Below are 21,606 nucleotides of genomic sequence, written 5' to 3'. Positions count from 1 at the left end.
GTACTGTTAACTGTTAATTTAGGTAACGTTGAGTCACCTAAATTAACTTGGGGGAGTTGTGTATCCCAACGCTGACCCTGAGCGGAGTCGAAGGGTACAGCGTGGGTCTTACAACTCCCCCAAACCCCCCTGTTAAGATAACTTATCTGCCCTCTGCCCTCTGCCCTCTGCCTTCTGCCTTAAAAAAGCCTTCTGCCTTCTGCCCTCTGCCCTCTGCCTTCTAGATGGAAACCACCACTTCCACCCAGGGAGTAGACTGGGAACCATAAAGAACAGGGAATCACTAACTCAGTTCACCGTGAAAAACAGTCCCACCCTCACCCAAAACCATGAAATCGCCCTCGCCATCGTTCAAAAAGCCGTCCGGATTTTGGCAACCTGGACGAATTCACCCCTGGAATTGACCGATGTCACCCTTGCAGAACTCCCTCAAATCGCGGTCACGCAAGCCATTAACCTGTTGGACTGGCAAGAATCCCAAACCCCGAAACCCTTGCGAGTTCTGTTTGACCAGGTACAACTAACCCAGCGTCCCCTAAGGAAATATTACTGGAATGCGGCTGCGATCGCGGATACTAATCCCCCGATTCCTTATCCTCAACCGCAACCACCAGAGATGGGAGAGATACAGGACGCCATTCGCCAAGTTCTCACTCATCTTACCCCCTCAGACTGGCAAAACCTCTCCTTACTGACGCTGATTTTAGAGAAATTTGCCTCCCATCTGAGTTTGGGTCAAGAGGATGTCGCCTTAATTGACTTAACTCGCGCCACGGCTGCTATCGCTGTCGCCTTAGCTAATGCGTCCGCTACTGGGAAACTGATGCTAATCGCCGGAGACTTATCCGGAATTCAAAAGTTTATCTATACCATCTCCAGTGATGGCGCATTAAAATCCTTACGGGCGCGAAGTTTTTACCTGGAATTGGTAACCGAAGAAGTCGTCCAACAACTCCTAGACACCCTAGAATTACCGCGCACAACGATTATCTATGCAGGCGGCGGGAATCTCTACCTTATCGCCGCTTCAACACCGGAAAATTGTCACCGGATGCAACACGTTCAGCAGCAGATTAATCAATGGTTATTTGACCATTTCCAAGGAAACATCTTCCTCGCCTTGGATAGTCAGGAATTTGATTCCCAAGCTGTGAAAACTGCCGAATTTGCCCAATCTTGGTCAACCGTAACTCAAAAATTAGCCCAACAAAAATCCCGAAAATTTGCCCAGAGTCTGTCCGCCCTGATGCAACCCCGTCCGGCTTATGACCCTTGTCGGGTATGTCATCGAGATGATGTAGACACCCTCCACCCCCTCAACCCCCATGAACCCGATTCCGTCTTAGCCTGCGATACCTGTCGCCAGATGTTTAAATTGGGGGGCGAGTTGTTTCATCTGGCTGCGATTATCCGTTCCCATCGCCCAGATAAGGGGGAATCGCCACCTCCAAATGGGTCTAATTCCCAGCCGCTTCTCTCCTTCCAGTTACCCGCAACCGAGGAACGGGAAGCCGTAACTATTGACTATCGATTGTACCCAAACTGGCAAAACTGGAAACAGATTGACCCCAATTTAGACACCGTATTTCTGGTCAACGACTGGACAATTGACCATTATAGTTTCCGCCATTATCGGAATGCAGTTCCCCTACTCTTAGGAAACTACGGACAGCAGACGCAAAAAGAAGGCGAATCTGGGTTTATGTCCGCCGCCGAACTAGCAGATATTGCCCCAGGAATTCAACGAGTCGGTTATTTGCAGATGGATGTAGACCGATTGGGACAAATTTTTGCCCGGGGGCTGGGGGAGAAGCAAACTTTAGCGCGAGTGGCGGGATTGTCGCGATTAATTAGTTATTTCTTTAAGGTGTATCTGAATAGTTTAGCCCAGTCTCGCCAGGAGAACTTTCTCAGTCTCCGGGACAAGGTTCCTGTCTTAACCAACGCCCAAGCCTTGAGTGAAACTCCGCGCCAGAATCTATTATTTATTTATGCGGGTGGTGATGATGTGTTTGTCAGTGGCACTTGGAATGAAGTCGTCGAATTTGGCTTTGATGTGTACCAATGTTTCCGTGCCTATACCGGACACCATCCCGATATTACCTTATCCGGGGGAATTAGTCTGGCGGGGGCAAAGTTTCCCCTCTATCAAGCCGCTGATAAAGCCAAGGAAGCGGAGACAGCCGCCAAGGGAAATGGGCGGCGCAGTTTAGGTTTATTTGATCAGGTGTTTAAATGGGAAGAATGGTTAGGGCGGGGGGATTTAGCGGAACTTAATCCGGAGGTGAGGAAGTATTTGCAGCCGGAAACACAGCCGCCGTTATGGGGAGTTTTTCCCTTAGTTTACGGGTTGAATCAACATTTAGACCAGTATTATTCCCGCCGTTTTGTCCGTCACCTTTTAATCACCGCCGAACTCCAGGAACAAATGCTCAAAGAAATGAAAGACCAGCCAGAGAAACAGCAGTGGGATACTCGCTATTTCTTACATCTCCCTAAAATTGCCTATACCTTAGCCCGATTACCTCAATCGGTTCTCAATCAGCCAACCTTTCAGCCGATACGTGTCTCGTTAAAGAGTCCTTATAATGCCCCCTATTTCCGGGCGATAGCAACGTGGATTGAGGCGTTAAATCGAGACAAAGGCAGAAGTCCGAAGGCAGAGGGCAGAAGGCGATGAGGAACATAATGTAGCTGCTTTGAGGAAGCTTGTTAACTGGTTAGTTATTTCTGCACTGCTGCACTAGACTCCAGCAAAAATGACCCATAATGAAGACTATGATGTTACATTTAAGCCGTGACTGTTTGCTGATTTTTGAAGCATTTTACCCTCATCCCCTACCCCCTTATCCCACCCCCCTCGTTCCCCCCTGCGAGGAGGGATGACAAAGGATGCTTCGCTTTTGTTTCATGGGAGAAGGGGGAAAGGATGCAGCAGATAACGCCTTTACAAGGATTGTTGATTGTTCCAATCTTATTTCTGTTTTGCTACCTTTTAACTCTCTGATTGTTCCCTTTTTTCTTCCCTCTTACTCCCCTCTCCCCAGAGTGGGAGAGGGGCTGGGGGTGAGGGGTTTATCGCTTAATTTGACAAGGGCGCAAGCCTTGCCCCCCTACATTTTTCTTCCAATTTACTTAAGCTAATCACCATGAACCAACCGCTAAAACGACCCGAATCTCCGAAAAAATCCCCACCCTCAACCGCCATCCAGAAACCCGCTGGCGTCAAGACTGATATCAGTCCAGACCAGGAAATGATTCAAACCATCCGCCACCTGAAAAACGGACTGCGAGACTATACCATTCGCCAACTGGTTACTCAGGCGGAAAACCTGGGAAATTATCTAGTCAGCCAAGGGTTAAAAACCAATCAAATTCGCAAATTCTTGGATGCGGTTAATCGCTTAAAAGTCAAACTCTCGCAAGATGAACAGGAAAAATTTACAACCATCGAAGATGAAGTTGTCCTACTTAAACCCAAACTCGCTTATGCCGCCGCCCGTCAACAAAGTCGCCATAAAAGCCCAGTTCAACCCCTGGCTGATGTTATCGCTGTCGCTATTGACCATGTATATGATACCCCAGATTTTCATCGCTTAGTTCAACTCATTGAATCGATTATTGCCTATCACAAAGCTGCTGGAGGACGAGATAATTAATCATGCTGCAACCTAGACCTTTAATTGGTAAATTCCGCTTACAAAGTACCCTGGTTGTCAAAACAGGACTCCACATCGGTGGAGGGGGAGAAAACCTGGATATTGGCGGCTTAGATAAGCCAGTAGTCCGTGACCCCCTGACTCAGTTTCCTTATCTTCCCGGTTCCTCAATTAAAGGCAAACTGCGCTCAATTTTAGAACGGTTCTATAATAAACCCCTGAATCGGGCAGGAAGTCGGGATACTTATCGCTATGAAAGTGATGATTGGGTGGATGGCTATAGCCAGGTAGACAGTGGTGACCCGATTGCTTATCAAGGGGCGAGAACCTGTCCGATTAGTCGCTTATTTGGGTCTACGGGTGGGTCTAATTTTTGGGTGGAAAGTAATTTGAGGCGACAGGAAGAGTTAGAGGCGGTTGAAAGTCAGGGAAGAGTAGTGACTCGCGAGATTGATGGGGTGGAATATACCCAGGTTAAACGCGGTCGAAATCATCCCGCCCGGTTGATGATTCGGGATTCTCATTTACAAGAGGAATCGGCGCAGAAACTCCAGCGGGTTGATACCCGATTGTACATGACCGAGTGGAAATTTGAAAACGGGATTGACCGCGTTACGGCTGCTGCAAATCCCCGCCAAATTGAACGGGTTCCGGCAGATTCTCGGTTTGAGTTTGAGTTGGTTTATACGGTGGAAGATGTTCAGCAAGGGGTGGAGGATTTACAGAATATTGCCGTGGCTTTGTCTATTTTAGAAGATGATGCCTTGGGCGGACATGGGTCTCGTGGTTATGGCAAGGTGGAGTTTTGTAACTTTCGCTGTTTTTGGCGGAATTTAAGTCAATATCGTCGAGTAACGACGGATGAGACGATTAATTTCCGGTTGCCGTTTTTGGAGTTTGAGGATACTTTGGCGTTGTTGAGAGGGTTTGGTCAACTTTCTGGTCAAATTCAGGGAGAATTACCTGAATAAACGCAGTAGGGGCACCATCCTTGCGCCCACCCCAACAACAAGGTCAACAACTGGTGCGTTACGCTTCGCTAACGCACCCGAAGATTGGATTAATTTTTACTTGCTACTATGAGTCTTTGGAAGTTAGTACGACTGAATTTTGGACGCCACCCAGTACATTTTGGTGAGGTGGGAATTGGACTAGAGGAAACGGCGGAACGGGTGCGTTCAGATACGTTATTTAGTGCTTGGATTACGGCGTATGTCCGTTTATTTGGTACAAATGCAGTGGAGGATTTGTTAGCAGAGTTTCGGGCATCTCCTCCGGTGCGAATGAGTTCGACGTTTATTTATCAGCAATGGGGGGAAAGGATAATTTACTATTTGCCTCGTCCCTTCATTCCGCCTCATAATTATCCCACCGGGGATGATTTAAACTTTGCGAAGGCGTACAGAAAGCTAGAGTATTTACCTCTAAAAATTTGGCAACGTTGGTATCAAGGGCAAGGGTTTACAGAAGGCGATCGCCTGGAGTTGGAGGAGACGGCGAATTCCCGACTGGGAGGGAATCAGAGGGATTTACATGAGGCGAGAACGTTTGAATATGGGAAAATCTATCAGAAGCAAACATTGCCGAAAGTGGCGATAGACCGTCTTACTCAGGCTACCAATTTTTATCATACGGGGTTGGTTACGTTTGAACAAGCACCTCATCATTCAGGGTTGTATTTTTTGCTCAAGTTTAATGCAGAAAATCTGGAGTTAGAGAATCGTTTATATGCAGCGCTTCAGTTATTGGCGGAAACCGGAATTGGCGGGGAACGTTCCAGCGGTGCGGGACTGTTTCAGGTGGACTGTTGGTCGGATTTACCCCCAGATTGGCAGCAGGTGGTGAGTTTTCAGGGAGGCAATTATTATTGTTTAATGAGTTTGTTTTGGCAGGGGAGTTTTGCGTCGGAGTTAAGGCATGAGTTGGAGAATCGTTCCTACTACGAAGTCCGGGAACGGGGCGGTTGGATTGGGTCTCCCTTTTCTGGACAGCAATTGCGGCGTCAAAATGTGAAAATGTTTATAGAAGGGTCGGTTTTTCCCTTTGTTCCTGATGGAGAGTTGGCAGATGTAACGCCTGCTAGGTTTAAGTCTCATCAGGTTTATCGGAATGGGATTGGGTTGAGTTTGCCAATTAAGTAAAAAGGAAAAAGGTAAAGTTTATGTTAATTTTGGAACTGTTGCTGGTGGGGAGAGAGGGCGCAAGATTTCACCCTCATCCCCTAACCCCTTCTCCCTTCAAGGGAGAAGGGGAACTATCGTCATTCTCTTCTTCTATCTGCCTTAATTGGATATCATGACTCATTCTAATTCCTCAGCTTTAACTATCTTCAACACCTACAAAACCCAGACTTATGAATCGAAAACGATTGAACTGAGAAGTCCTATCTTACATATTGGATCAGAAGTCTCCCAACTGAATCCCTTTGAATATGTACAAGTGGGGACAACTATTTATCTGCCCAATCCAGAAGCATTGGCGCAAGCGTTGCTGAAACAGGGGGGACGGTTTCTGCAAGATTATATGGCGACGATTGAAAAGAAAGAAAGTATTGCATCTTTAATTAAGCTAGCTTTTGGTGATACTTGGCAAGAGAAATTAAAGCAACTTTCTGATGTGCGCCCCCTGTGGACTCAGGATGAGGGACAAAGGATTTCTATGCTGCGCCCGATGATTCGCAATGGGATAGGACAATTATATATTCCTGGTTCCTCAATAAAAGGGGCAATCCGAACCGCGATCGCGAATTATTTTCTGAATCATCAGGTTCCGCCTGAACAGGGGGTTAGCGCGATTGAGTCGGAGTTACGCAAGCGATTGAGTCAGGGGGAGTTGGGGAATAAGCAGCAACAGAAGTTTGTGGATGATACGTTGTTTATGGATAATTGGTTTGGCGATTATTCGTTACAGCATCAGGGGAAAGAGTACAATCCTAAATATATCCAAAATAGGGATATTTTACGGGCGGTTAAGGTGTCGGATACGTCGCCTTTGGTGAAGCATACGCGCAAGAATAAGCGGGGAAAAAAGGTTGGTTTTAATTCTCCAGTTGTGGCGGAGGTGATTGTGTCTAGCCATTTTCCAGACTGGCTGGCTAAGTATAAAGCGCCTCTGTATGTGGAAATGGTGCGAAATGTCCGCACGGAGTTTACGATTACGTTGGATCAGGAGATGCTGTCTTGGTTTCGCCATCGTCAGGGAATAGAGATTCCTTTTAGTACGATTGATGATTTACTACAGATTTGTCAGGAGTTTGCCCAACAGCAGTGGGATAAACAGGTTGAGTATTGGCAAAACCTGCGAAATAATCGCCATCGGGAGAAGTCGTTGAATTTTGATTTGGTTTGGGATAATTTCTATGGGAAACCGGATTGTCCGTATACGTTGCGATTAGGCTGGGGAAGTGGGTTATTTGGGACAACGATTAATCATGTATTTGCACCAGACGTACAGCAACAAATTCGGGATACTTGTGGAATTGCTGCACCGAATTTTGAAGCGCCCAAATCTCGGCGAACGGTGGTGAATTCCCAAGGGGATATTCGGTATGTTCCGGGATGGGTGAAGATTCAGAAGGCAGAAGGTTAATTATGCTGATTTGTTCAACATGGACATTAACGACTAATGAAACGGCTGTTTTACCCCGCGCTTATGGGTTGGAATTAGCCAAAGTGTTACATCAAAAAATGGGAATGGAATTGGGGGGTGAGAGGATTCCTTCAGTGGCGTTTGCTGGATTGGTGGGATATGCGCCGCCGAGTCAGGGATTTGTTCGTTTCTATCCGGGGGAATTTTACCAGCTATCGTTATCAGGATTACAGGAAAAAGCGGCAAAAGCGATCGCGTCTTTGTGTCTGGAGTCTGTGGAGTTCCTAGGGGCGCGGTTTACGGTGGTGAATCGGGAGGATGAGAGGAGTAGTTATGAACAGCTTTATACTAATTTTGTGGCAAACGAACCGGAACCGATGCGGCGGTTTGAGTTGGAGTTTACCACGCCCACGGCTTTTGCCCAGCAACGGCTTTATTTACCGTTTCCTCTACCCGTTTTGATGTTTCGCAGTTGGTTGGAACGCTGGAATCATTTTGCCCCGGTTTATTTGGGAAGGGATGAGTTAATTGGTTATTTGAGTGATTATGTCATGGTTCAGCGTCACCAGATTAAAACGCGATCGCTTCAGTTGCAACGCGGCTATGTGAATGGGTTTGTTGGCGATGTCAGGTTACAGGTTTTGAAGGGGACTGATCCCCTGTTGGCAAATGTGGCGAGTTTGTTGGTTCATTATGGTCGGTTTGCGGGGACTGGGGTGAAGACGCGATTGGGTATGGGGCAAATGTTTCTTAAGTGTGGATACAAAGCAGGCAAGGGCAGGCATCCGCTATCGTCACCTGTCTGAAAACCTATAGATTTAATCTAAAGTCTGGTCTCAAGGAGTGATTGAAAAACTACATCAACAGTAGTATAATAAGGCGGTTAACGGCAGAACCTAGAAAACTGCATAGTGAAATACGTTAATTCAGCGTATCTACACACCTCGCCCAATGGCTGAAATCCCTATTTTTCCGTTGAGGTGTGTCGATAGCGCTCTGGGTAAGGGTTTTGAGCGATGGAATCCTGAAATTTTTGTCAATAAGTACCCATTAATTGAGAATCAAAAAAGGTGTGTCGATTCGACGGCTGAAACCCAGTCCCCGTAAGGTCTCCTGAACGAACTCTTTCCAAACACACTTCCCCGAAAGGGGACGGAAACGTGAGATTTGCTCCTCCTCCTGCATTTTACCACTAACTTTCCAAACACACTTCCCCGAAAGGGGACGGAAACAACAGTCCAGCAGCACTCGCAATTTGGAAATTTTTTGCTTTCCAAACACACTTCCCCGAGAGGGGATGGAAACTTTGCATTTCCTTTTGCAATTGTTTTTGGGAAAGGACTGTCAAAAAACTAACAAGCAGTAAGCAGACCCAATATCAAATTGTTGTCACAGTGACATAAGAACAAATTATCGAGAAATTCGGCGATCGCGGGAAATCTACCCAAGCAAAACTTATAAATCTCAATAATCCCAAAGCGATAAACCAGGCGACGCGATGCCCTGGTATGACGCTGGACTGAAAAGGCTGAAAGTGTTGTTAAACCGTTGTTTCGTGGTTAAAAGTAGCCGTTACCGGGGAAAGATTACTCAAAAGTGATAACTCGTGAAAAATCCGAGGGCGATCGCGAGTCAATCACTGAATCTTCCCCCAGTAAAACTCCTAGCTGGCAAGGATTACAATAGCGCCAGGGCTTGAAGCTATCACCTGCAAGTTATCAGCCAGGAGAGAAAGAAACGCTGTCAGGGGAAATCGCGCGATCGCTACCTTACCCGAAACCTGAAACGCTGTCTGGTTGGGGGTTTGATTGGTTTGGGAGGGAGTGCGATCGCTCCAGCCCTGTCAAGGTGTCTAACTGACTGGACTTTAGACTGAAGTTCAAAGAGCCAAAAAATCTTGCACTGCTTCACCGTGCGGCTTGGCGCGATTTTTTAGACGTTCGGCTCCCGCTCAGTCGAGCCGCCGCTGTACTTATGTACAATCGCCGGAAGTCTTGCTCTTTAATAAATTGGTCCGATTGTACCAGTTTTTGTTAGTCCCATCGGTGTTGTCGAGCTTCATTGACTATCCCTTGAGCCTCTTCGAGTGAAATATTGTAGCGATCGCTCAAAAGTTGGGGAATGCGATCGCAGTCGCGATTGGGATTCACTTTTCGTTGATAGAAGTAGGAAGGCAGTGCGACATTACATAAAAAAGGCTTATGTTGCGCGTGTAGTTGAAGCGGTTCAAGATTCTGAACTTCGCGTGAATTTACAAAAAATAGCAAGGCACCACTGAGGTTAGCATCGCTGAGGTTGGCATCGCTGAGTAAGGTACAGTTGAGGTCGGCATCGCTGAGATTAGCATATTTGAGGTTGGCAGCACTGAGGTTGGCATATCTGAGGTTGACACCGCTGAGGTTGGCATATCTGAGGTTGGCACCGCTGAGGTTGGCACCACTGAGATTGGCATTGATAAGGTCAGCACCGCTGAGGTTGGCACCACTGAGGTCGGCACCACTGAGATTGGCATTGATCAGGTCGGCACCGCAGAACTCTGCACGGCTGAGATTGGCATTGATGAGGTCGGCACCGCTGAGGTCGGCACCACTGAGGTCGGCACGGCTGAGATTGGCACCACTGAGGTCGGCACCACTGAGGTCGGCACCGCTGAGGTCGGCATTGATGAGGTCGGCACCGCAGAGTTCTGCACGGCTGAGGTCGGCTGTTTTTGTATTTCTGTTAGCCCTGCGAAAATTGAGCAACAGGAAGACTCCACCGGCAACCATCACAATCGCCCCCATACCGCTGATGAGGGTTTCACGGTGTGGGTGATCTTGGGTCGTGTTCTCGTTGTGGGATAGGCGATCGCCATCCGGCTGAAGTCTACTCTCGGAGAGTAACCACAGCCACCACACCATCCCAATAAGGGCTGGAGTCGCGATCGCTCCAATCACCCACCACTTGTTGCTCCTTATCTTTCGCTGCCACTGCTTGGATCGCTCCCGCATTCTTTATACTCCCTCAATACTGAACACATTATTAATTCCCGGAGAGCGGGAATGCTCTAATCTTTATGCACGCTTAACTAACCCATTCACTCTAAAGTAAACGGGCCTCTCTCGACATTTTCCGGGGGAACAGGAGGGATGCGATCGCCGGATTGAACTTTTGATCAGATTGATCAAAAGTGGCTTCATACCAGGGTTTGGTAACGAAAGCCTTCGGGAAGAGAGTGATTTTCGATAACATCTAGGGTATCGAGTCCAAAATGGGCGACAATCCGTTTAGCGGTAACTGGTCCAACGCCTTTGATGAGTCCACTTCCCAGATATTTTTCAATTCCCGTTAAGGTGGCGGGTTTGGTTTCTTTGTATTGGGTGACTTGAAACTGAGTACCATACTGAGGATGATCCCGCCAAAATCCGGTTAGTAGCAAGGTTTGTCCAGGTTGAATATTGGCGAAACTGCCAACAATGGTGGTTAGTTCTTTGGCTTTGGGGCGTTGTAAACGGGCGACAGTATAGCCGGATTCAGCGGAATGATAGGTTAATCGTTCCACCACGCCTGTCAGAGTTTCGTAGTGGGGAGTTGCTTTGATTGGTGGAGAGGATGAGGTGGACAAGAAGGGTTAATCGTAGCCGTGAATACAGTTTATCCTCATCTTAGATCTTAGCGAGATGATAGCAAGGAAAATGGGGGTAAGTGTATGTGCCTAAATTTAAGTGCGATGTGTTCTTTCACATTAGTTCGAGTTGGGGTAGATGGGATTCTTTGACATCTGAGGATTGGCGGAGTTTCTCTACCTCGATGCGATGCTTGATTTCCTGTTCAAGCTGTTCGGCAGGGGAAAGCATCCAGAACTGCTAGCTTTTCTGCCTAAGAACTGCAATCGGAACAGTTGCAGTCTGAATTAACACGATCAGATAAATTAGCTCGTGTGGGTTAATGTGTAGGATCGATGATGATGATATCAGCTTCCAATAGAGTCTTTTTTAGACCTTCTAGCAAAATTTCTATCCGCGCTTTTTGGCTCTCATTGAAAAAGCCAGTCACCAGGAGAGTACGTTTGGGTTGATGTGTAGGATCGATGATGATATCAGCCTCCAATAGAGTCTTTTTTAGACCTTCTAGCAAAATTTCTATCCGCGCTTTTTGGCTCTCATTGAAAAAGCCAGTTACCAGGAGAGTACGTTTGGGTTCTGCTGGCTCCGGTTGTGCCGGAGGATTTTCAGACTGCTTCTGAGCAACCCTGGTACTGTCGTTATCTTCCCAAGCAACTAGATTTTGCCACTCATCTAATCCGAGAGCCTCACAGAGAGATCTGAAGCAATCAACAGTTAGTGACTGTCCGCTCAGAAAACGCTTCAGCGTTGACCGCGAGACTCTAGCCGTTCGCGCCCATTCTTGATCAGTTCGATTCCAACCCTTCATAATTCTAGCTTTCTCAACGATAGACATGCTCTCCTTCGAGAGCTTGTAGGGACTCTTCGATTTGGTCATTTTTTTGTGTTTTCCAGTATTTTCAGGATTTAGTCAAGGCTGCCAACCTTTAATAAATAGTTTAGCAATGATTTTTTATAGCGAAGCAAAACTTAGGCTTTTTCAATGCGCCGAAGTTAAGAGTTATCTGACCATAAATGACCCAAATTTGACCCATACACTCAAAAATTAACCATAAACTGACCCAAATATAGTTGTTTTTGTTATGACAAAACTCAGATATTAAGCTACATTGATATAGGAGATTGATATAGGAGTCGGAATGACACATACATCTACCCGGATTTCTCACCACAATTGCCCAAAGGCTCATACAACCTGGATTAACTGTAGAATAAGGCTTTCAACACTCTGTCAAAATTCCGGATCAGTCAAAAATGCTCGAAACCTACTCCAGATAAAGGTTTCGACGACTCAGATAGCAAAACTTGTGAGAAATGCGGGATCTAATCCATCACGTCTATTTTACGGTTGGACTACATTATTTCGATATTCCATATATCTCATAAGACTCATAAGATATATCAGAAGTTTCAGGAGTACGATGATTAGTACGATTATGTTTAAATTCATGCCAATTATAGGGAACTGGCAAAGTGTGTTCAACTGTATGCATCCAACCGCATCCAGCGAAGAAGCCATACTTAAAGCTGTGCTGAAACAGCCTTTTAAAAAGGACAATTATTATCGTGCAATGAACAGCATTATCTCAGATCTCAAACATCAAATTGATGGGTGGCAAGCGCTATTTCCTCTCCACACCCAAGACATTCCCTTTGATCAACTTGTCTTACTCCCGGCGTTTCTGGATTTTGAGATGAAAGGGAAATATGACCCCAATGAAATACTCAATCCTGACTTTTTCCAATACGAAACGTCGGTAAAGGTACAGAAGTATAAACCGCCAATCAACCTTACGGAAACCGTGAACACTAAATCAGCGCCTGCGTTGATAGTAAATTCTGATTTGAGTGCGATGGTGGTAGCAATAGGCAGTTATTGGCTCGATAATCAGTCGGCTGGTGATAGAGAGACGAACACTCACCTTAAACATCTTTTTACTCTTAACATATACCTACTTAGAGAAATGATTAGAGTAATAAGCTTCTTAGCCACTATTACGAAGCTATTAACAACTACATTTGGAGCATCAGCTATTCATAAAATCTGTGCTGTTCCTCCAGGCAAAGCGCCGCCTATTCCGCATGAGCGAATAGACCTCTTTAAAATGGTATCTAAAGGGAGCATCTCAATTTGGCGCATTTGCTCTTTGAATAGGGCTGAAACCCTTGCAATTGGGTTACTTTAGGTAATGCTTTGTCCAAAACAGGATGCTTCCTATCTAAACCTCTTTGTTTGGAAAAAATCCTAACTTATGGAGAAGTATAATGAGCATTCAAGTTGCACGAAGCGAGTGATGTAAACCTTGGTAAACAGGGAATACCCCGTAAAAACAAACAACAATTACTTTCCCAAGCTCTACTGCAGTACAAAAGTATTAATATATGTTAACATAAAGATATAGAGGGGTTAGTCAGTCTCAAAAACAAACAAATTATTTCGGTGTTTAACTCCAGTACTTAGTCAAGCTGCCAACTTTAAAGAGTCTGAAGTATTAAGCTCCGAAGATTGACGCCCCTCTTTCCCTAATAAACTAGCCGAAAGTTATAGCAGGTCGCTAGGCGTGTATTTACAACTCCCGTACCTGAAGCTGAGTCCAGATGAGATGTTCGTACAAACAAAGTGTAACTAGACCAGCGCAACAGGCTATAGCAAGCTCCAAAGACTGTCAATTAACTGGACTCTCTCAATTTATGACTGGAGCTGGTTGCAACTAAGTTAAATCTCCAATATAGATTAAAACCTAAATCAGGTCAGTAATTATTAATAAATTTTGTCCAAAATTGACCCATAATTGATTGGTAAATGACCCAAAAAACCAGTCAACGGGTCATGTTTTATATCGGAAATTATTATAATTAGAATTATCAAGTTGGCAGCTTGACAATCACTTCATTAGTATTGGAGTTCAAAATTATGGAGAACACCACAACAACCACCACCGAAACGATGACGGAAATTTCCACCATCCCAGCTTCCTTTTGTCCAATAGACACCGCCCTAGTTAAGACGCTAGCGGAGCATGGAAGCCCCCTCGTCGCCTTAGCGTTGGTTTGGTTACTTTTCCGATCACTAACCCGCTTCGTGCAGGTGTGTAAGGAGGAATAATGCCTTTTTAATTGAGAGGTAGGGATCTCACTCCGAAGTGAAATTCCTGAGCAGGTGCATCTACCCCACACGGTTAGGGACTTGTGGGAAAATAGAATACCAGTTCATTGGTCATTTGTCATTCTTTGCTATTGCCTGTTGCCTATTCCCTATTCCCCATTCCCTCTGAATCATCTGAACCAGTTTATCAGGTCGAAACCACGGGGGTAAGGTGACAGGCTTATCATTAATATCGTTTCCTTCATTATCTGTCCATCCCGATAACTCTCCTTTGAATAGAGGCTGCTGGAATCCATTGGCTTTTAACTTCAGTCGTATTGTTCCCTCTTTAATCGCTTCACTCATTCCCTCGACTCCTCCTAATCCCGCATTGGTTAGGGAATGAGTGATACAGATAACATTTTCATTTGCCTTCCTGGGGGCGGAAATCACTTTGGGCATGAGGATGATAGATTTATCGGGTATTTCCATCCCCATGGTGGTGAGTTCGTCCCAGATGGAAATAATTGGGTCATCGTTTAAGGTTCGCATTGACCAGCGTTCTTTGGCATTATCAATGGATTCTCCGTAGTCTTCCCAGTTTTCATGACTCCCTTTTATATCGGGTTCTGATGGGATTAATTCCTTCCAGGCGGTATCTTTATTTTGATGGGCGTGGGGGTCACTGATACTATAAAGCTTTGCTCTTTGAAAATGAGATTTTAATAGGGCAAGACTTGCGGCGGTATAACTTTTATAGGCTCCCTGTTTGCCATAAATAATTATCGGCATTTTTCCTTTGGCTAATGTCCATAACCAACTGTCCTCGTGTTCCTTTAACATTAATTCGAGTTGGGCTTGATTGGACTCTGTGACATCCGAGGATTTTCTAAGTTTGTTGACCTCGATGCGATGCTTGACTTCCTGTTCAAGCTGTTCGGCAGTTTGAGCGTTCAGTGTGGCTTTTTTAAGTTCAAAGTCAGCATCGGTTAATTGTTTAGCTTGATTGGCTTCCTCAGCGGCGAGTTTCTTCTCCCCATCAGACATTAATTCATAGAGTTCAGTTCCGTGGTCGCGGTTCATGGCTTCTTTGATAAAGCCTTCTTCCTGTTGGGTTTTTAAGGTTTGGATTGATAGATGTTTCATTTGTTCTAAACTGCGTTCTTGAATTAAGGCTTTTTTATTACCCACGACTAAATCTAGATTGGCTTCAAGTTGCTCGGTTCCGTGGCTAAAGAGTAAGAAAGCGGCACTAAAGAAGGCGGCACTCCCTAAGCCGTAGAGTCCAGCATGGGGATTCTGGGCGGGTAAAAATTTGAGTAGGGTTACTTTGTCTTTAAATTCCTGATTGTTGGCTCCTTCGAGGGCGACTCTCCAGGCAATTCCCCGACGAATTTTGCTTCCTGTACAATAGTGATGGTCTGTGGAGTAAACGATTTTGGGTTGAAAACAAAAGGTCTGATAATCAAATTTTGTTCCTTCAACGGAGAAGGCGGGAATCAGTAAGGTAAAGCCAGTTAGGGTACAAAAGCCAGCGGCTAAGGTGTTGCGTCTCAGGCGCTGGACGATTTGTTGTTCTTGAAGTTCTAGGTATTTTTGTGGCATAATATGTAGAATTGTAGGGGCGGGTTTTACCGATAACCTTTCGGACGTAACCCCTTGTAGTAGAGACGCGCCATGGCACGTCTCTACACTAAACCCGCCCTCTTACAAAGGACAAATGACCAATGACCCCTTAAAAAGGATTGCGATCGCGGGCGGTTTTGATACAATTAGCCAGTAGGACAATCGCTACAGCCGCGAGAATCACCTGCCAGAAGTAGGGAGGAAGGAACTGGTCAATTTTGGGCTGTTCATATTGCTGAATTTCGTTATAGACAGCGGTAATCTGTTTGGCGGTTTCGTCGAGTTCGTCGGCGATGGAGTAAATCGTAACGGTGACGATTCCTACACTGGAGATAAATTTAATTAGGGTGATAATTGGCTTATTCATAATCTGTAACGTCCAGCCTTCTTCTGTCTTTTGTAGATTCACCTCACCCAGGTTGGAAAGAGACGGAATCCAAGCGATAAACAGACATAACCAGGCGGTGAACACGACTTGAACCGCATATTGAAATAAGAGAATGGCTAGGGATGCACTGGCGACTTGACAAGAGGCAAAGAATAGTATCTCTTGAATCAGTTTCCGGGTTTCTATTCGGGCTTTTTGGGTTTGGATATAGTCTTCGATAAATTGTTTGTCGAAGTCGTCTGGCGAGGGTTCTGGGATGTCTTCGTTGGGGAAAATTTCATCAAAGTCTGATAGCATGATGGGGGGAAAGGCAACAGGGAACAGGCAATAGGGAACAGGAGACAACTAATTAGAGAAACCCCTAATACCAAGTTGCGTTCTATCATGTCATTCTGAGCGAAGCGAAGAATCTGGACAGATGCTTCGCTACTGTTCCTTCGCTTCGCTCAGGACTTCGCTCAGCATGACAAATTCTACGTTAGACTGCAACTTGGTATAAGTTTGGAGAAATCTTCCCTAGTTGATTAACCCGTCCCTGACCGTTATAAAACTTAAACCAATTAGAATCCTAAAGCCGCCCGAAATTTATTAATGGCTCCCCAGATTCCTGTATCTTTATTCTGATTATCTTGGGGGACATAATCTCGTTTGGGAATCAGGTCAATTCGGGCATTGTCGCCGTGTTGGATAAGATGTTTGGCTACGGCGGAGTTATAGCGATTGTCTTCATCGAGTTGCTTGAATTCGGGACGGTTGGTTTGCTCTAAGAGTTTGGCATTATTATCAGTCGTTTGTAAGTATTGGTCAATGTATGCCTTCAACTGGATATAATTGATGGCGTAGTCATGGCGAGTGGTTTCGGCGGTTTTGGCGGTGGCAAATTCAGCGGCGAGTTCTTTGCGTTGATGTCCATATTTCTGATTGGCAAGTATCGCTTTCATCCGGGCTTTATCGATATTGATGGCAGAGGTTGCCCCTCCCTCTAGGATGTCGGCGATGCTTTTGTTGTATTCTTCGGTGCCTTTTTGAATGGTGAGACAAGCGTCTTTTAAGAGGGGCATCAGTTCTAAAATTTGTTGTCCCTGACGGGCGGATTCTCCCAGGGTTTTGAGGGCGGTTCTGTCGCCTTGCAAGGCTTTGTCTACGGTGTCTAAGCTGAAGCCGTATTTGCCTTTGAGAATGCCGGAAATGCGTCGGGCTTTTTTGGTGACGTGGTTTTTGATTTTGGATTGACTCATGGTTTTATTGAAGGCAGAAGGCGTTTTTAAGGCAGAGGGCAGAGGGCAGAGGGCAGAAGGGGAAAGATAAGGCAGAAGGCAGAGGGCAGATGGCAGAAGGTTTTTTAAGGCAGAGGGCAGAGGGCAGATGGCAGAAGGGGGAAATACCGAAGCTAAAAAAGCGGATTCGGTATCACTTAGAATAAGTAGCCATCGTCGTTGATAAAATATACCGCCGCACCTAACCAGCCGCCTAATATCAATACATTGGGAAGTTGCTGGGGTCGAATGAAAGCGGCTAAAACGCCTAAGAAGGAGGAGACGAAGATAACTCGGATGGCTATAGAAAGGGCGATGGCTAATGGATGGCGATTGTTATTTCTGATTTCGTCATATAATTGGCGATTCTGACGGGTTAAAACTTGATTCATGTCTCGTAAATCCTCAATCATGGCTCTGGCTATTTGCAATTCGTCTTTGGGGGTTTGCATGGTAAACGTCCTCTATTGATGTCCGAGTTAAGTTCTAGGGGATTTGAGTGGTTGATGGGTTGATTCCAGCGTTCAGTTCTATCCTGTTCTAGCTGGTTAAGGACACCCATAAATAGGCTAAATAGTAACCAAGTGGCGGTGATAAACATGACACCATTAATTAACCCGTTGGGGATAAACAGGGTTAGGGGTTTTTTCCTGACTGATTTCTTGACCCTGAGCGACTTGTACCGAGCGAAGTCGAGGTAAGTCGAAGGGTCAACGGTTACAATCCATCCCGGCTGAGTCGGGTTTCTATCTCCTGTTGAAATGTCATCAGGAGGTTCTGGGATTGATGGAAAAAACGCTCTCGTTCCTGTTGGTCTTTTTCTTGTTGGTTTAAGAGTAAATCATTCAGCGTATTAAGCATCATCCCGCGCCGACTGAAATGGTCTTGCAAGGTTTTAACTAATAGGCTAAATTCCATACTCCGCAGTTGGTCGAGGAAATCCTGCACCTGGCGGATATTTTCAAAGGAGTGTTGTGCGGCGAATGTGGTAATTTGGTCTTTGACCTCCTGGGGTTGGTTGGCGAAGGTTTGGGACACCAAGTTTTGAATATCTGATTGGGCGATGTTTCCGGGTTGAGATAATTGTTGAATGGGTTGATGTTCCTCCTGGGAGGTTATACCAAGTTCGCCTACACAATTATTATTCCCTTCTTCCTTCCCTTCTGCCTTCTGCCCTCTGTCCTCTGCCTTGTCTCCACCTAAGTATGATATTCGTGCAGATTCGGGGTTGGGTGGTGATAGAGTTTGCCAAATGTCGGGATGAGTTTCGGGGGTAATGTCCAGGGTTTCGGGGGATGAAATTGGATGGTTCTCCTGTAATAATGTCTCAACAACGGTATTGATTTCTGTGTCTGTGGGGGACTCTAAAGTATTAACCACCTGTTGATAAACGTCACGACAATCCTGTTTGGTGACTTTTCGTCCTTGACGACGGACTCGGGTTTGAATGCGTTTGATATATTTATCCATGATTCATGTCCTCAGGTAGCCCAACGGATGTGTGGGCTTTGTACAAGAAAGCGGAAACAAATACGCTTTTAAGTTTTTCCGGGGAATACTGTTTGTTTTTGCGATAACCGCCCAAGGGTTTAAACCAGCGAGAGATTGTGGTTTGATGGGGTTTGATTCCGTAGCTTCGCAGCAGTTCTACCACATCTGACCCTCTAAAGACTCGGTTGGATTTGCCTAATATATCCTCAACTTTTTGATAGCAATCGAGGATTCCGTCTACACCAATGGCGGAACGGGGAATGAGTTGGCGGATATTGGCGAAGAATTGGACATTTTTGACGGAAATGTCTAAACGGTGTTTTTTCAGGAGTTTCTTGACCCGATACCAGTGGGAATCAGAGACTCGTCCCATGATGATTTCGTAGGCGAGTCGTGCTTCACTAATTTGGTTACTCATGCATTTAGTTGACCTCCTATAAATGCGGTTAAGCGAGTTCAAAGAATGCTACAAAACACAACGCAGTCGCTAGTCCTGAAGCGGTTTAAGCGCTTAGGGAAATACCGCATCCCCACTATGCAGGTGCGGACATCCCGCAGGGGGTGAGGGATTTTCCGAGAGTGGATGTAGCACAACGCTGTAACCCTTTGGCACTCTTGGGTTGAGCGCTTCTGGGGTTGTGCATGAACGCATTGGTTCTGACTGTAGAATAGCACAAGTGATTCATTTGAATCACTATGAGTCAAAAAAGTTAGTTTGATTCACACAATTCAGACTAGACCAGAGGGAATCAAGGTCGTGTAAACTTTGGTCATGGCTGACCGCGTACCCATTGACCTGTCTGATTTGAGAGAACGAGTTGAATCCGCCCGTACTGACGTTTGGTGGAAGGAGTTATCTTTATCTAAAAAAGTCAGGATGCTGGTGATGGAACGGTTGCAGGAGTTGGAGTTGCAGCGACAAGCCCCCAAGTCGATTACAGAAGTTGCCCAACAGAATCGGGAGATTCTCCAGCAGCGGATGAATCCATCCAGGGTGGATGAGTTAGCGGCTGGGGATACGCCCACTGAGGTGGATTTGGTGCGAATCGCCTATATCCTGGATATGGATGAGGATTTTCTGCACCGTCTCAAGGAGAGTCAGGAGAAAGGGGCTGAGGAGTAATGGTTTGAGATGGGGTTTTATTTTTTTATGAGGATTGAGTGATAAAGCGGGTGGAAGAGTGAACGCCAGGAGGTAGTATTGGGCAGGCGATCGCGGGAATTTTCTGGCTAAAACCCCTGATTTATCGTGGAAATGGCAACAGGGATTTTGGGTGGGATTTGCGGCGTTAATGATAACTCAACGGCAATATATTAAAAATTTAGGGGAGGGGTTTAAATTATCGCTTTTTTAGAAGGTGTAAATCGATGCAAGGCGGTTACTCCCTCAAAATTCGCCAAAATGAAGGGAGTAAACGGAATGGATGAGAAGCGTGCGATCGCTCCCAAGATGGCGATGAGTGTAAACTTCCCCAGGAGAATAACCTCCCTGAAATCCAAGCTGAGGGAGGTTTCCAAAAGGTTACAAACTCTCAAAACTACTAGTTTGAACTCTCCAAGGCTCAACTAGCTTATTTTAGATTTACGGTTGAACAGTGAACCTGTACCTAAAATTCCCAGTGTCAACATCCCTATGGTCAATGAGGGTTCAGGGATAGACTCAGGGGCAGAGAAAGAAGCTTTGAATGCATAATCGGCAGTTACACCAGCACTGTACCATCCGTCTGGGGGATGACCAAACAGGGTATATCCTCCGAAATAAGAGTCCTTGTAATTATGACCGATTGCTCCGGTTCCATCTCCCGGCTCTGAGCTTAGATATGCCACATATTGATTATCGGCGATTAAAGGAAGTCCTCCCGGAGGAGTAAAAGTTACAGTTCCATAATTAGAAGGAGTGGCATTATACGAAGGAAATCCCTCATTTGATACGGTTTCGCTCGTATATAAAGCACTACCTGATTGGAAAGTGTTACCATCCCAAGGCGCTATTTGCGCTTTAAAGTAAACATTAGTGTCCCATAAGCTACTTATAAAAAAAGTAAAGGAATCAAGGATGTTGTCAGATGTCGGTACAGTAAACACCTGACCATAGTAACAATCCGAACAGAAGAAATATCCACCTCCATCCCAGGTAAGCGTTGTATCGATAGTTGCTGCTTGTCCTACACCAACTGCTGCCAATGTCAGCAATGAGGTTTCAACTGTAGCGATAGATAATTGCTTGAACAATGCTGAGGTAGTCATCATACTTTTGCTCACTCATCCCCAAAAGACGACTCTTTAAGTAAATATACTCATTTCCGCTTCTGATATGGTGAAGCTAAACTGATCTTCATCAAAAATTCATTAAGTTACTTCATGGACATAATTATCTATGTAACTACTCGTTTAATGTTAAATAACTGTAATATTATCCTGAATGGCTTGATTTTAAACCAACCCCACAAATACAGCAAAATCACTTCAAACTTTGATTTACTTTTCTTTATAAAATAGAATCCCTGAAACAACGCAAACACGTCCAATTTATAATAGAATTTTATACTGAAGTCATCTATTGATCTGGAACTTAATCTTCACATAATCTTTAAAAAACAGTTCTTGACAATAAAGCTAGGTCAGCCTTTACACCCCTATATTTACGCCTAAACGGTGCAGGCTCTCAGCTTGAATTAATGGCATCCATTGGTGAGGTGTGGAAAGAGGAAGCGTTCAAAGCTGGCTCCGCAGGGGCGTTAGATTTCCAGCTTCCTGCTCTGCTCCTTTCATCGCCACCCGATTATTCAATCAAATCGCTCTTACCCCAAATACAATCACTAACCATCCAGCCATTAAGATTAATCCCAATCCCGACAAAATTTTTGTGGTTCGGTTGGCTTTGAGTAATATGTCTTGATAGGAACGT

At 45.4% G+C, this 21,606-nt stretch carries 20 protein-coding genes and 1 pseudogene; 10 read left to right on the top strand and 11 right to left on the bottom strand.

Annotation, left to right across the window (positions count from 1 at the left end):
- The first annotated feature begins 298 nt into the window (after window positions 1-298).
- The 7 genes from cas10 (at window position 299) to RIC07_RS09115 (ending at window position 9,107) form a co-directional block, all read left to right on the top strand.
- Window positions 299-2,680, top strand: coding sequence for a type III-A CRISPR-associated protein Cas10/Csm1 (gene cas10, locus RIC07_RS09145; protein WP_446394240.1), 2,382 nt, complete (start codon window positions 299-301; stop codon window positions 2,678-2,680).
- A 469-nt stretch (window positions 2,681-3,149) separates the two neighbouring features.
- Window positions 3,150-3,659, top strand: coding sequence for a type III-A CRISPR-associated protein Csm2 (gene csm2, locus RIC07_RS09140; protein WP_446394239.1), 510 nt, complete (start codon window positions 3,150-3,152; stop codon window positions 3,657-3,659).
- Between the two features lie 2 nt (window positions 3,660-3,661).
- On the top strand, window positions 3,662-4,630 hold the full coding sequence (gene csm3, locus RIC07_RS09135) for a type III-A CRISPR-associated RAMP protein Csm3 (protein ID WP_446394238.1): 969 nt from the start codon (window positions 3,662-3,664) through the stop codon (window positions 4,628-4,630).
- Window positions 4,631-4,738: 108 nt separating this feature from the next.
- Complete coding sequence (gene csm4 / locus RIC07_RS09130) at window positions 4,739-5,800, top strand: type III-A CRISPR-associated RAMP protein Csm4 (RefSeq protein WP_446394237.1); 1,062 nt, start codon at window positions 4,739-4,741, stop codon at window positions 5,798-5,800.
- Between the two features lie 154 nt (window positions 5,801-5,954).
- Window positions 5,955-7,247 carry a type III-A CRISPR-associated RAMP protein Csm5 gene (gene csm5 / locus RIC07_RS09125; RefSeq protein ID WP_446394236.1) on the top strand — a complete coding sequence of 431 codons (1,293 nt, stop codon included), beginning with the start codon at window positions 5,955-5,957 and terminating at the stop codon, window positions 7,245-7,247.
- Between the two features lie 2 nt (window positions 7,248-7,249).
- Window positions 7,250-8,053 carry a CRISPR system precrRNA processing endoribonuclease RAMP protein Cas6 gene (cas6, locus tag RIC07_RS09120; RefSeq protein ID WP_446394235.1) on the top strand — a complete coding sequence of 268 codons (804 nt, stop codon included), beginning with the start codon at window positions 7,250-7,252 and terminating at the stop codon, window positions 8,051-8,053.
- Window positions 8,054-8,942: 889 nt separating this feature from the next.
- Window positions 8,943-9,107 (top strand): hypothetical protein, encoded by a 165-nt coding sequence (locus tag RIC07_RS09115; RefSeq protein ID WP_446394234.1) that lies wholly within the window; start codon window positions 8,943-8,945, stop codon window positions 9,105-9,107.
- A 173-nt stretch (window positions 9,108-9,280) separates the two neighbouring features.
- Here the strand turns inward: RIC07_RS09115 and RIC07_RS09110 are convergent, their stop codons facing one another.
- The 3 genes and pseudogenes from RIC07_RS09110 to RIC07_RS09100 all read right to left on the bottom strand — a co-directional run bounded on the left by RIC07_RS09110 (window position 9,281) and on the right by RIC07_RS09100 (window position 11,687).
- The gene (locus RIC07_RS09110) at window positions 9,281-10,015 is read right to left on the bottom strand and encodes a pentapeptide repeat-containing protein (RefSeq protein WP_446394233.1); all 735 of its coding nucleotides are present in this window, start codon (window positions 10,013-10,015) and stop codon (window positions 9,281-9,283) included.
- A 449-nt stretch (window positions 10,016-10,464) separates the two neighbouring features.
- Window positions 10,465-10,851, bottom strand: a pseudogene (locus RIC07_RS09105) (YrrC family ATP-dependent DNA helicase); the annotation flags it as partial.
- Window positions 10,852-11,171: 320 nt separating this feature from the next.
- Entirely contained in the window at window positions 11,172-11,687 is a 516-nt protein-coding gene (locus tag RIC07_RS09100; protein WP_446394232.1) for a hypothetical protein, read from the bottom strand.
- A 586-nt stretch (window positions 11,688-12,273) separates the two neighbouring features.
- Between RIC07_RS09100 and RIC07_RS09095 the strand changes: the two genes are divergently transcribed.
- A complete protein-coding gene (locus RIC07_RS09095; protein ID WP_446394231.1) occupies window positions 12,274-13,038 on the top strand; it encodes a hypothetical protein in 765 nt (254 codons plus the stop codon).
- Between the two features lie 728 nt (window positions 13,039-13,766).
- Complete coding sequence (locus tag RIC07_RS09090; protein ID WP_446357926.1) at window positions 13,767-13,958, top strand: hypothetical protein; 192 nt, start codon at window positions 13,767-13,769, stop codon at window positions 13,956-13,958.
- 111 nt (window positions 13,959-14,069) lie between these two features.
- Here RIC07_RS09090 and RIC07_RS09085 read toward each other — a convergent pair whose 3' ends face one another.
- The 6 genes from RIC07_RS09085 to RIC07_RS09060 form a co-directional block, all read right to left on the bottom strand.
- Window positions 14,070-15,542, bottom strand: a complete 1,473-nt coding sequence (locus RIC07_RS09085) for a hypothetical protein (protein WP_446394230.1) — start codon at window positions 15,540-15,542, stop codon at window positions 14,070-14,072.
- 130 nt (window positions 15,543-15,672) lie between these two features.
- Window positions 15,673-16,248: a hypothetical protein gene (locus tag RIC07_RS09080; protein ID WP_446394229.1), complete on the bottom strand. Its 576-nt coding sequence runs from the start codon at window positions 16,246-16,248 to the stop codon at window positions 15,673-15,675.
- Between the two features lie 263 nt (window positions 16,249-16,511).
- A complete protein-coding gene (locus RIC07_RS09075) occupies window positions 16,512-17,189 on the bottom strand; it encodes a hypothetical protein (protein ID WP_446394228.1) in 678 nt (225 codons plus the stop codon).
- 176 nt (window positions 17,190-17,365) lie between these two features.
- Window positions 17,366-17,659 (bottom strand): hypothetical protein, encoded by a 294-nt coding sequence (locus RIC07_RS09070; RefSeq protein WP_446394227.1) that lies wholly within the window; start codon window positions 17,657-17,659, stop codon window positions 17,366-17,368.
- A 265-nt stretch (window positions 17,660-17,924) separates the two neighbouring features.
- Window positions 17,925-18,677, bottom strand: a complete 753-nt coding sequence (locus RIC07_RS09065) for a hypothetical protein (RefSeq protein WP_446394226.1) — start codon at window positions 18,675-18,677, stop codon at window positions 17,925-17,927.
- Entirely contained in the window at window positions 18,670-19,116 is a 447-nt protein-coding gene (locus RIC07_RS09060; RefSeq protein WP_446394225.1) for a hypothetical protein, read from the bottom strand. The genes RIC07_RS09065 and RIC07_RS09060 overlap by 8 nt, the downstream gene beginning before the upstream one ends.
- Before the next feature lie 354 nt (window positions 19,117-19,470).
- Between RIC07_RS09060 and RIC07_RS09055 the strand changes: the two genes are divergently transcribed.
- The gene (locus tag RIC07_RS09055; protein ID WP_446394224.1) at window positions 19,471-19,821 is read left to right on the top strand and encodes a hypothetical protein; all 351 of its coding nucleotides are present in this window, start codon (window positions 19,471-19,473) and stop codon (window positions 19,819-19,821) included.
- A gap of 212 nt (window positions 19,822-20,033) precedes the next feature.
- Here the strand turns inward: RIC07_RS09055 and RIC07_RS09050 are convergent, their stop codons facing one another.
- Both RIC07_RS09050 and RIC07_RS09045 read right to left on the bottom strand, forming a co-directional pair.
- A complete protein-coding gene (locus tag RIC07_RS09050; protein ID WP_446394223.1) occupies window positions 20,034-20,216 on the bottom strand; it encodes a hypothetical protein in 183 nt (60 codons plus the stop codon).
- Window positions 20,217-20,264: 48 nt separating this feature from the next.
- Window positions 20,265-20,948, bottom strand: a complete 684-nt coding sequence (locus tag RIC07_RS09045; protein ID WP_446394222.1) for a hypothetical protein — start codon at window positions 20,946-20,948, stop codon at window positions 20,265-20,267.
- Window positions 20,949-21,606 lie beyond the last annotated feature (658 nt).

The organism is Coleofasciculus sp. E1-EBD-02, from assembly GCF_040218245.1.
Lineage (GTDB): Bacteria > Cyanobacteriota > Cyanobacteriia > Cyanobacteriales > Coleofasciculaceae > Coleofasciculus.
Note: the sequence above shows the minus strand (reverse complement) of the source record. Positions and strands in the feature narration are given on the sequence as shown.

Excerpts from the sequence above, each read along its gene's own strand:
- RIC07_RS09095 (WP_446394231.1), top strand. The coding sequence starts at position 12,274 with ATGATTAGTACGATTATGTTTAAATTCATGCCAATTATAGGGAACTGG.
- RIC07_RS09045 (WP_446394222.1), bottom strand. The coding sequence starts at position 20,948 with ATGATGACTACCTCAGCATTGTTCAAGCAATTATCTATCGCTACAGTT.
- RIC07_RS09065 (WP_446394226.1), bottom strand. The coding sequence starts at position 18,677 with ATGGATAAATATATCAAACGCATTCAAACCCGAGTCCGTCGTCAAGGA.
- cas6 (WP_446394235.1), top strand. The coding sequence starts at position 7,250 with ATGCTGATTTGTTCAACATGGACATTAACGACTAATGAAACGGCTGTT.
- RIC07_RS09090 (WP_446357926.1), top strand. The coding sequence starts at position 13,767 with ATGGAGAACACCACAACAACCACCACCGAAACGATGACGGAAATTTCC.
- RIC07_RS09080 (WP_446394229.1), bottom strand. The coding sequence starts at position 16,248 with ATGCTATCAGACTTTGATGAAATTTTCCCCAACGAAGACATCCCAGAA.
- RIC07_RS09075 (WP_446394228.1), bottom strand. The coding sequence starts at position 17,189 with ATGAGTCAATCCAAAATCAAAAACCACGTCACCAAAAAAGCCCGACGC.
- RIC07_RS09070 (WP_446394227.1), bottom strand. The coding sequence starts at position 17,659 with ATGCAAACCCCCAAAGACGAATTGCAAATAGCCAGAGCCATGATTGAG.
- csm5 (WP_446394236.1), top strand. The coding sequence starts at position 5,955 with ATGACTCATTCTAATTCCTCAGCTTTAACTATCTTCAACACCTACAAA.
- RIC07_RS09110 (WP_446394233.1), bottom strand. The coding sequence starts at position 10,015 with ATGGTTGCCGGTGGAGTCTTCCTGTTGCTCAATTTTCGCAGGGCTAAC.
- RIC07_RS09055 (WP_446394224.1), top strand. The coding sequence starts at position 19,471 with ATGGCTGACCGCGTACCCATTGACCTGTCTGATTTGAGAGAACGAGTT.
- csm4 (WP_446394237.1), top strand. The coding sequence starts at position 4,739 with ATGAGTCTTTGGAAGTTAGTACGACTGAATTTTGGACGCCACCCAGTA.
- RIC07_RS09060 (WP_446394225.1), bottom strand. The coding sequence starts at position 19,116 with ATGAGTAACCAAATTAGTGAAGCACGACTCGCCTACGAAATCATCATG.
- RIC07_RS09085 (WP_446394230.1), bottom strand. The coding sequence starts at position 15,542 with ATGCCACAAAAATACCTAGAACTTCAAGAACAACAAATCGTCCAGCGC.
- RIC07_RS09100 (WP_446394232.1), bottom strand. The coding sequence starts at position 11,687 with ATGTCTATCGTTGAGAAAGCTAGAATTATGAAGGGTTGGAATCGAACT.
- csm2 (WP_446394239.1), top strand. The coding sequence starts at position 3,150 with ATGAACCAACCGCTAAAACGACCCGAATCTCCGAAAAAATCCCCACCC.
- csm3 (WP_446394238.1), top strand. The coding sequence starts at position 3,662 with ATGCTGCAACCTAGACCTTTAATTGGTAAATTCCGCTTACAAAGTACC.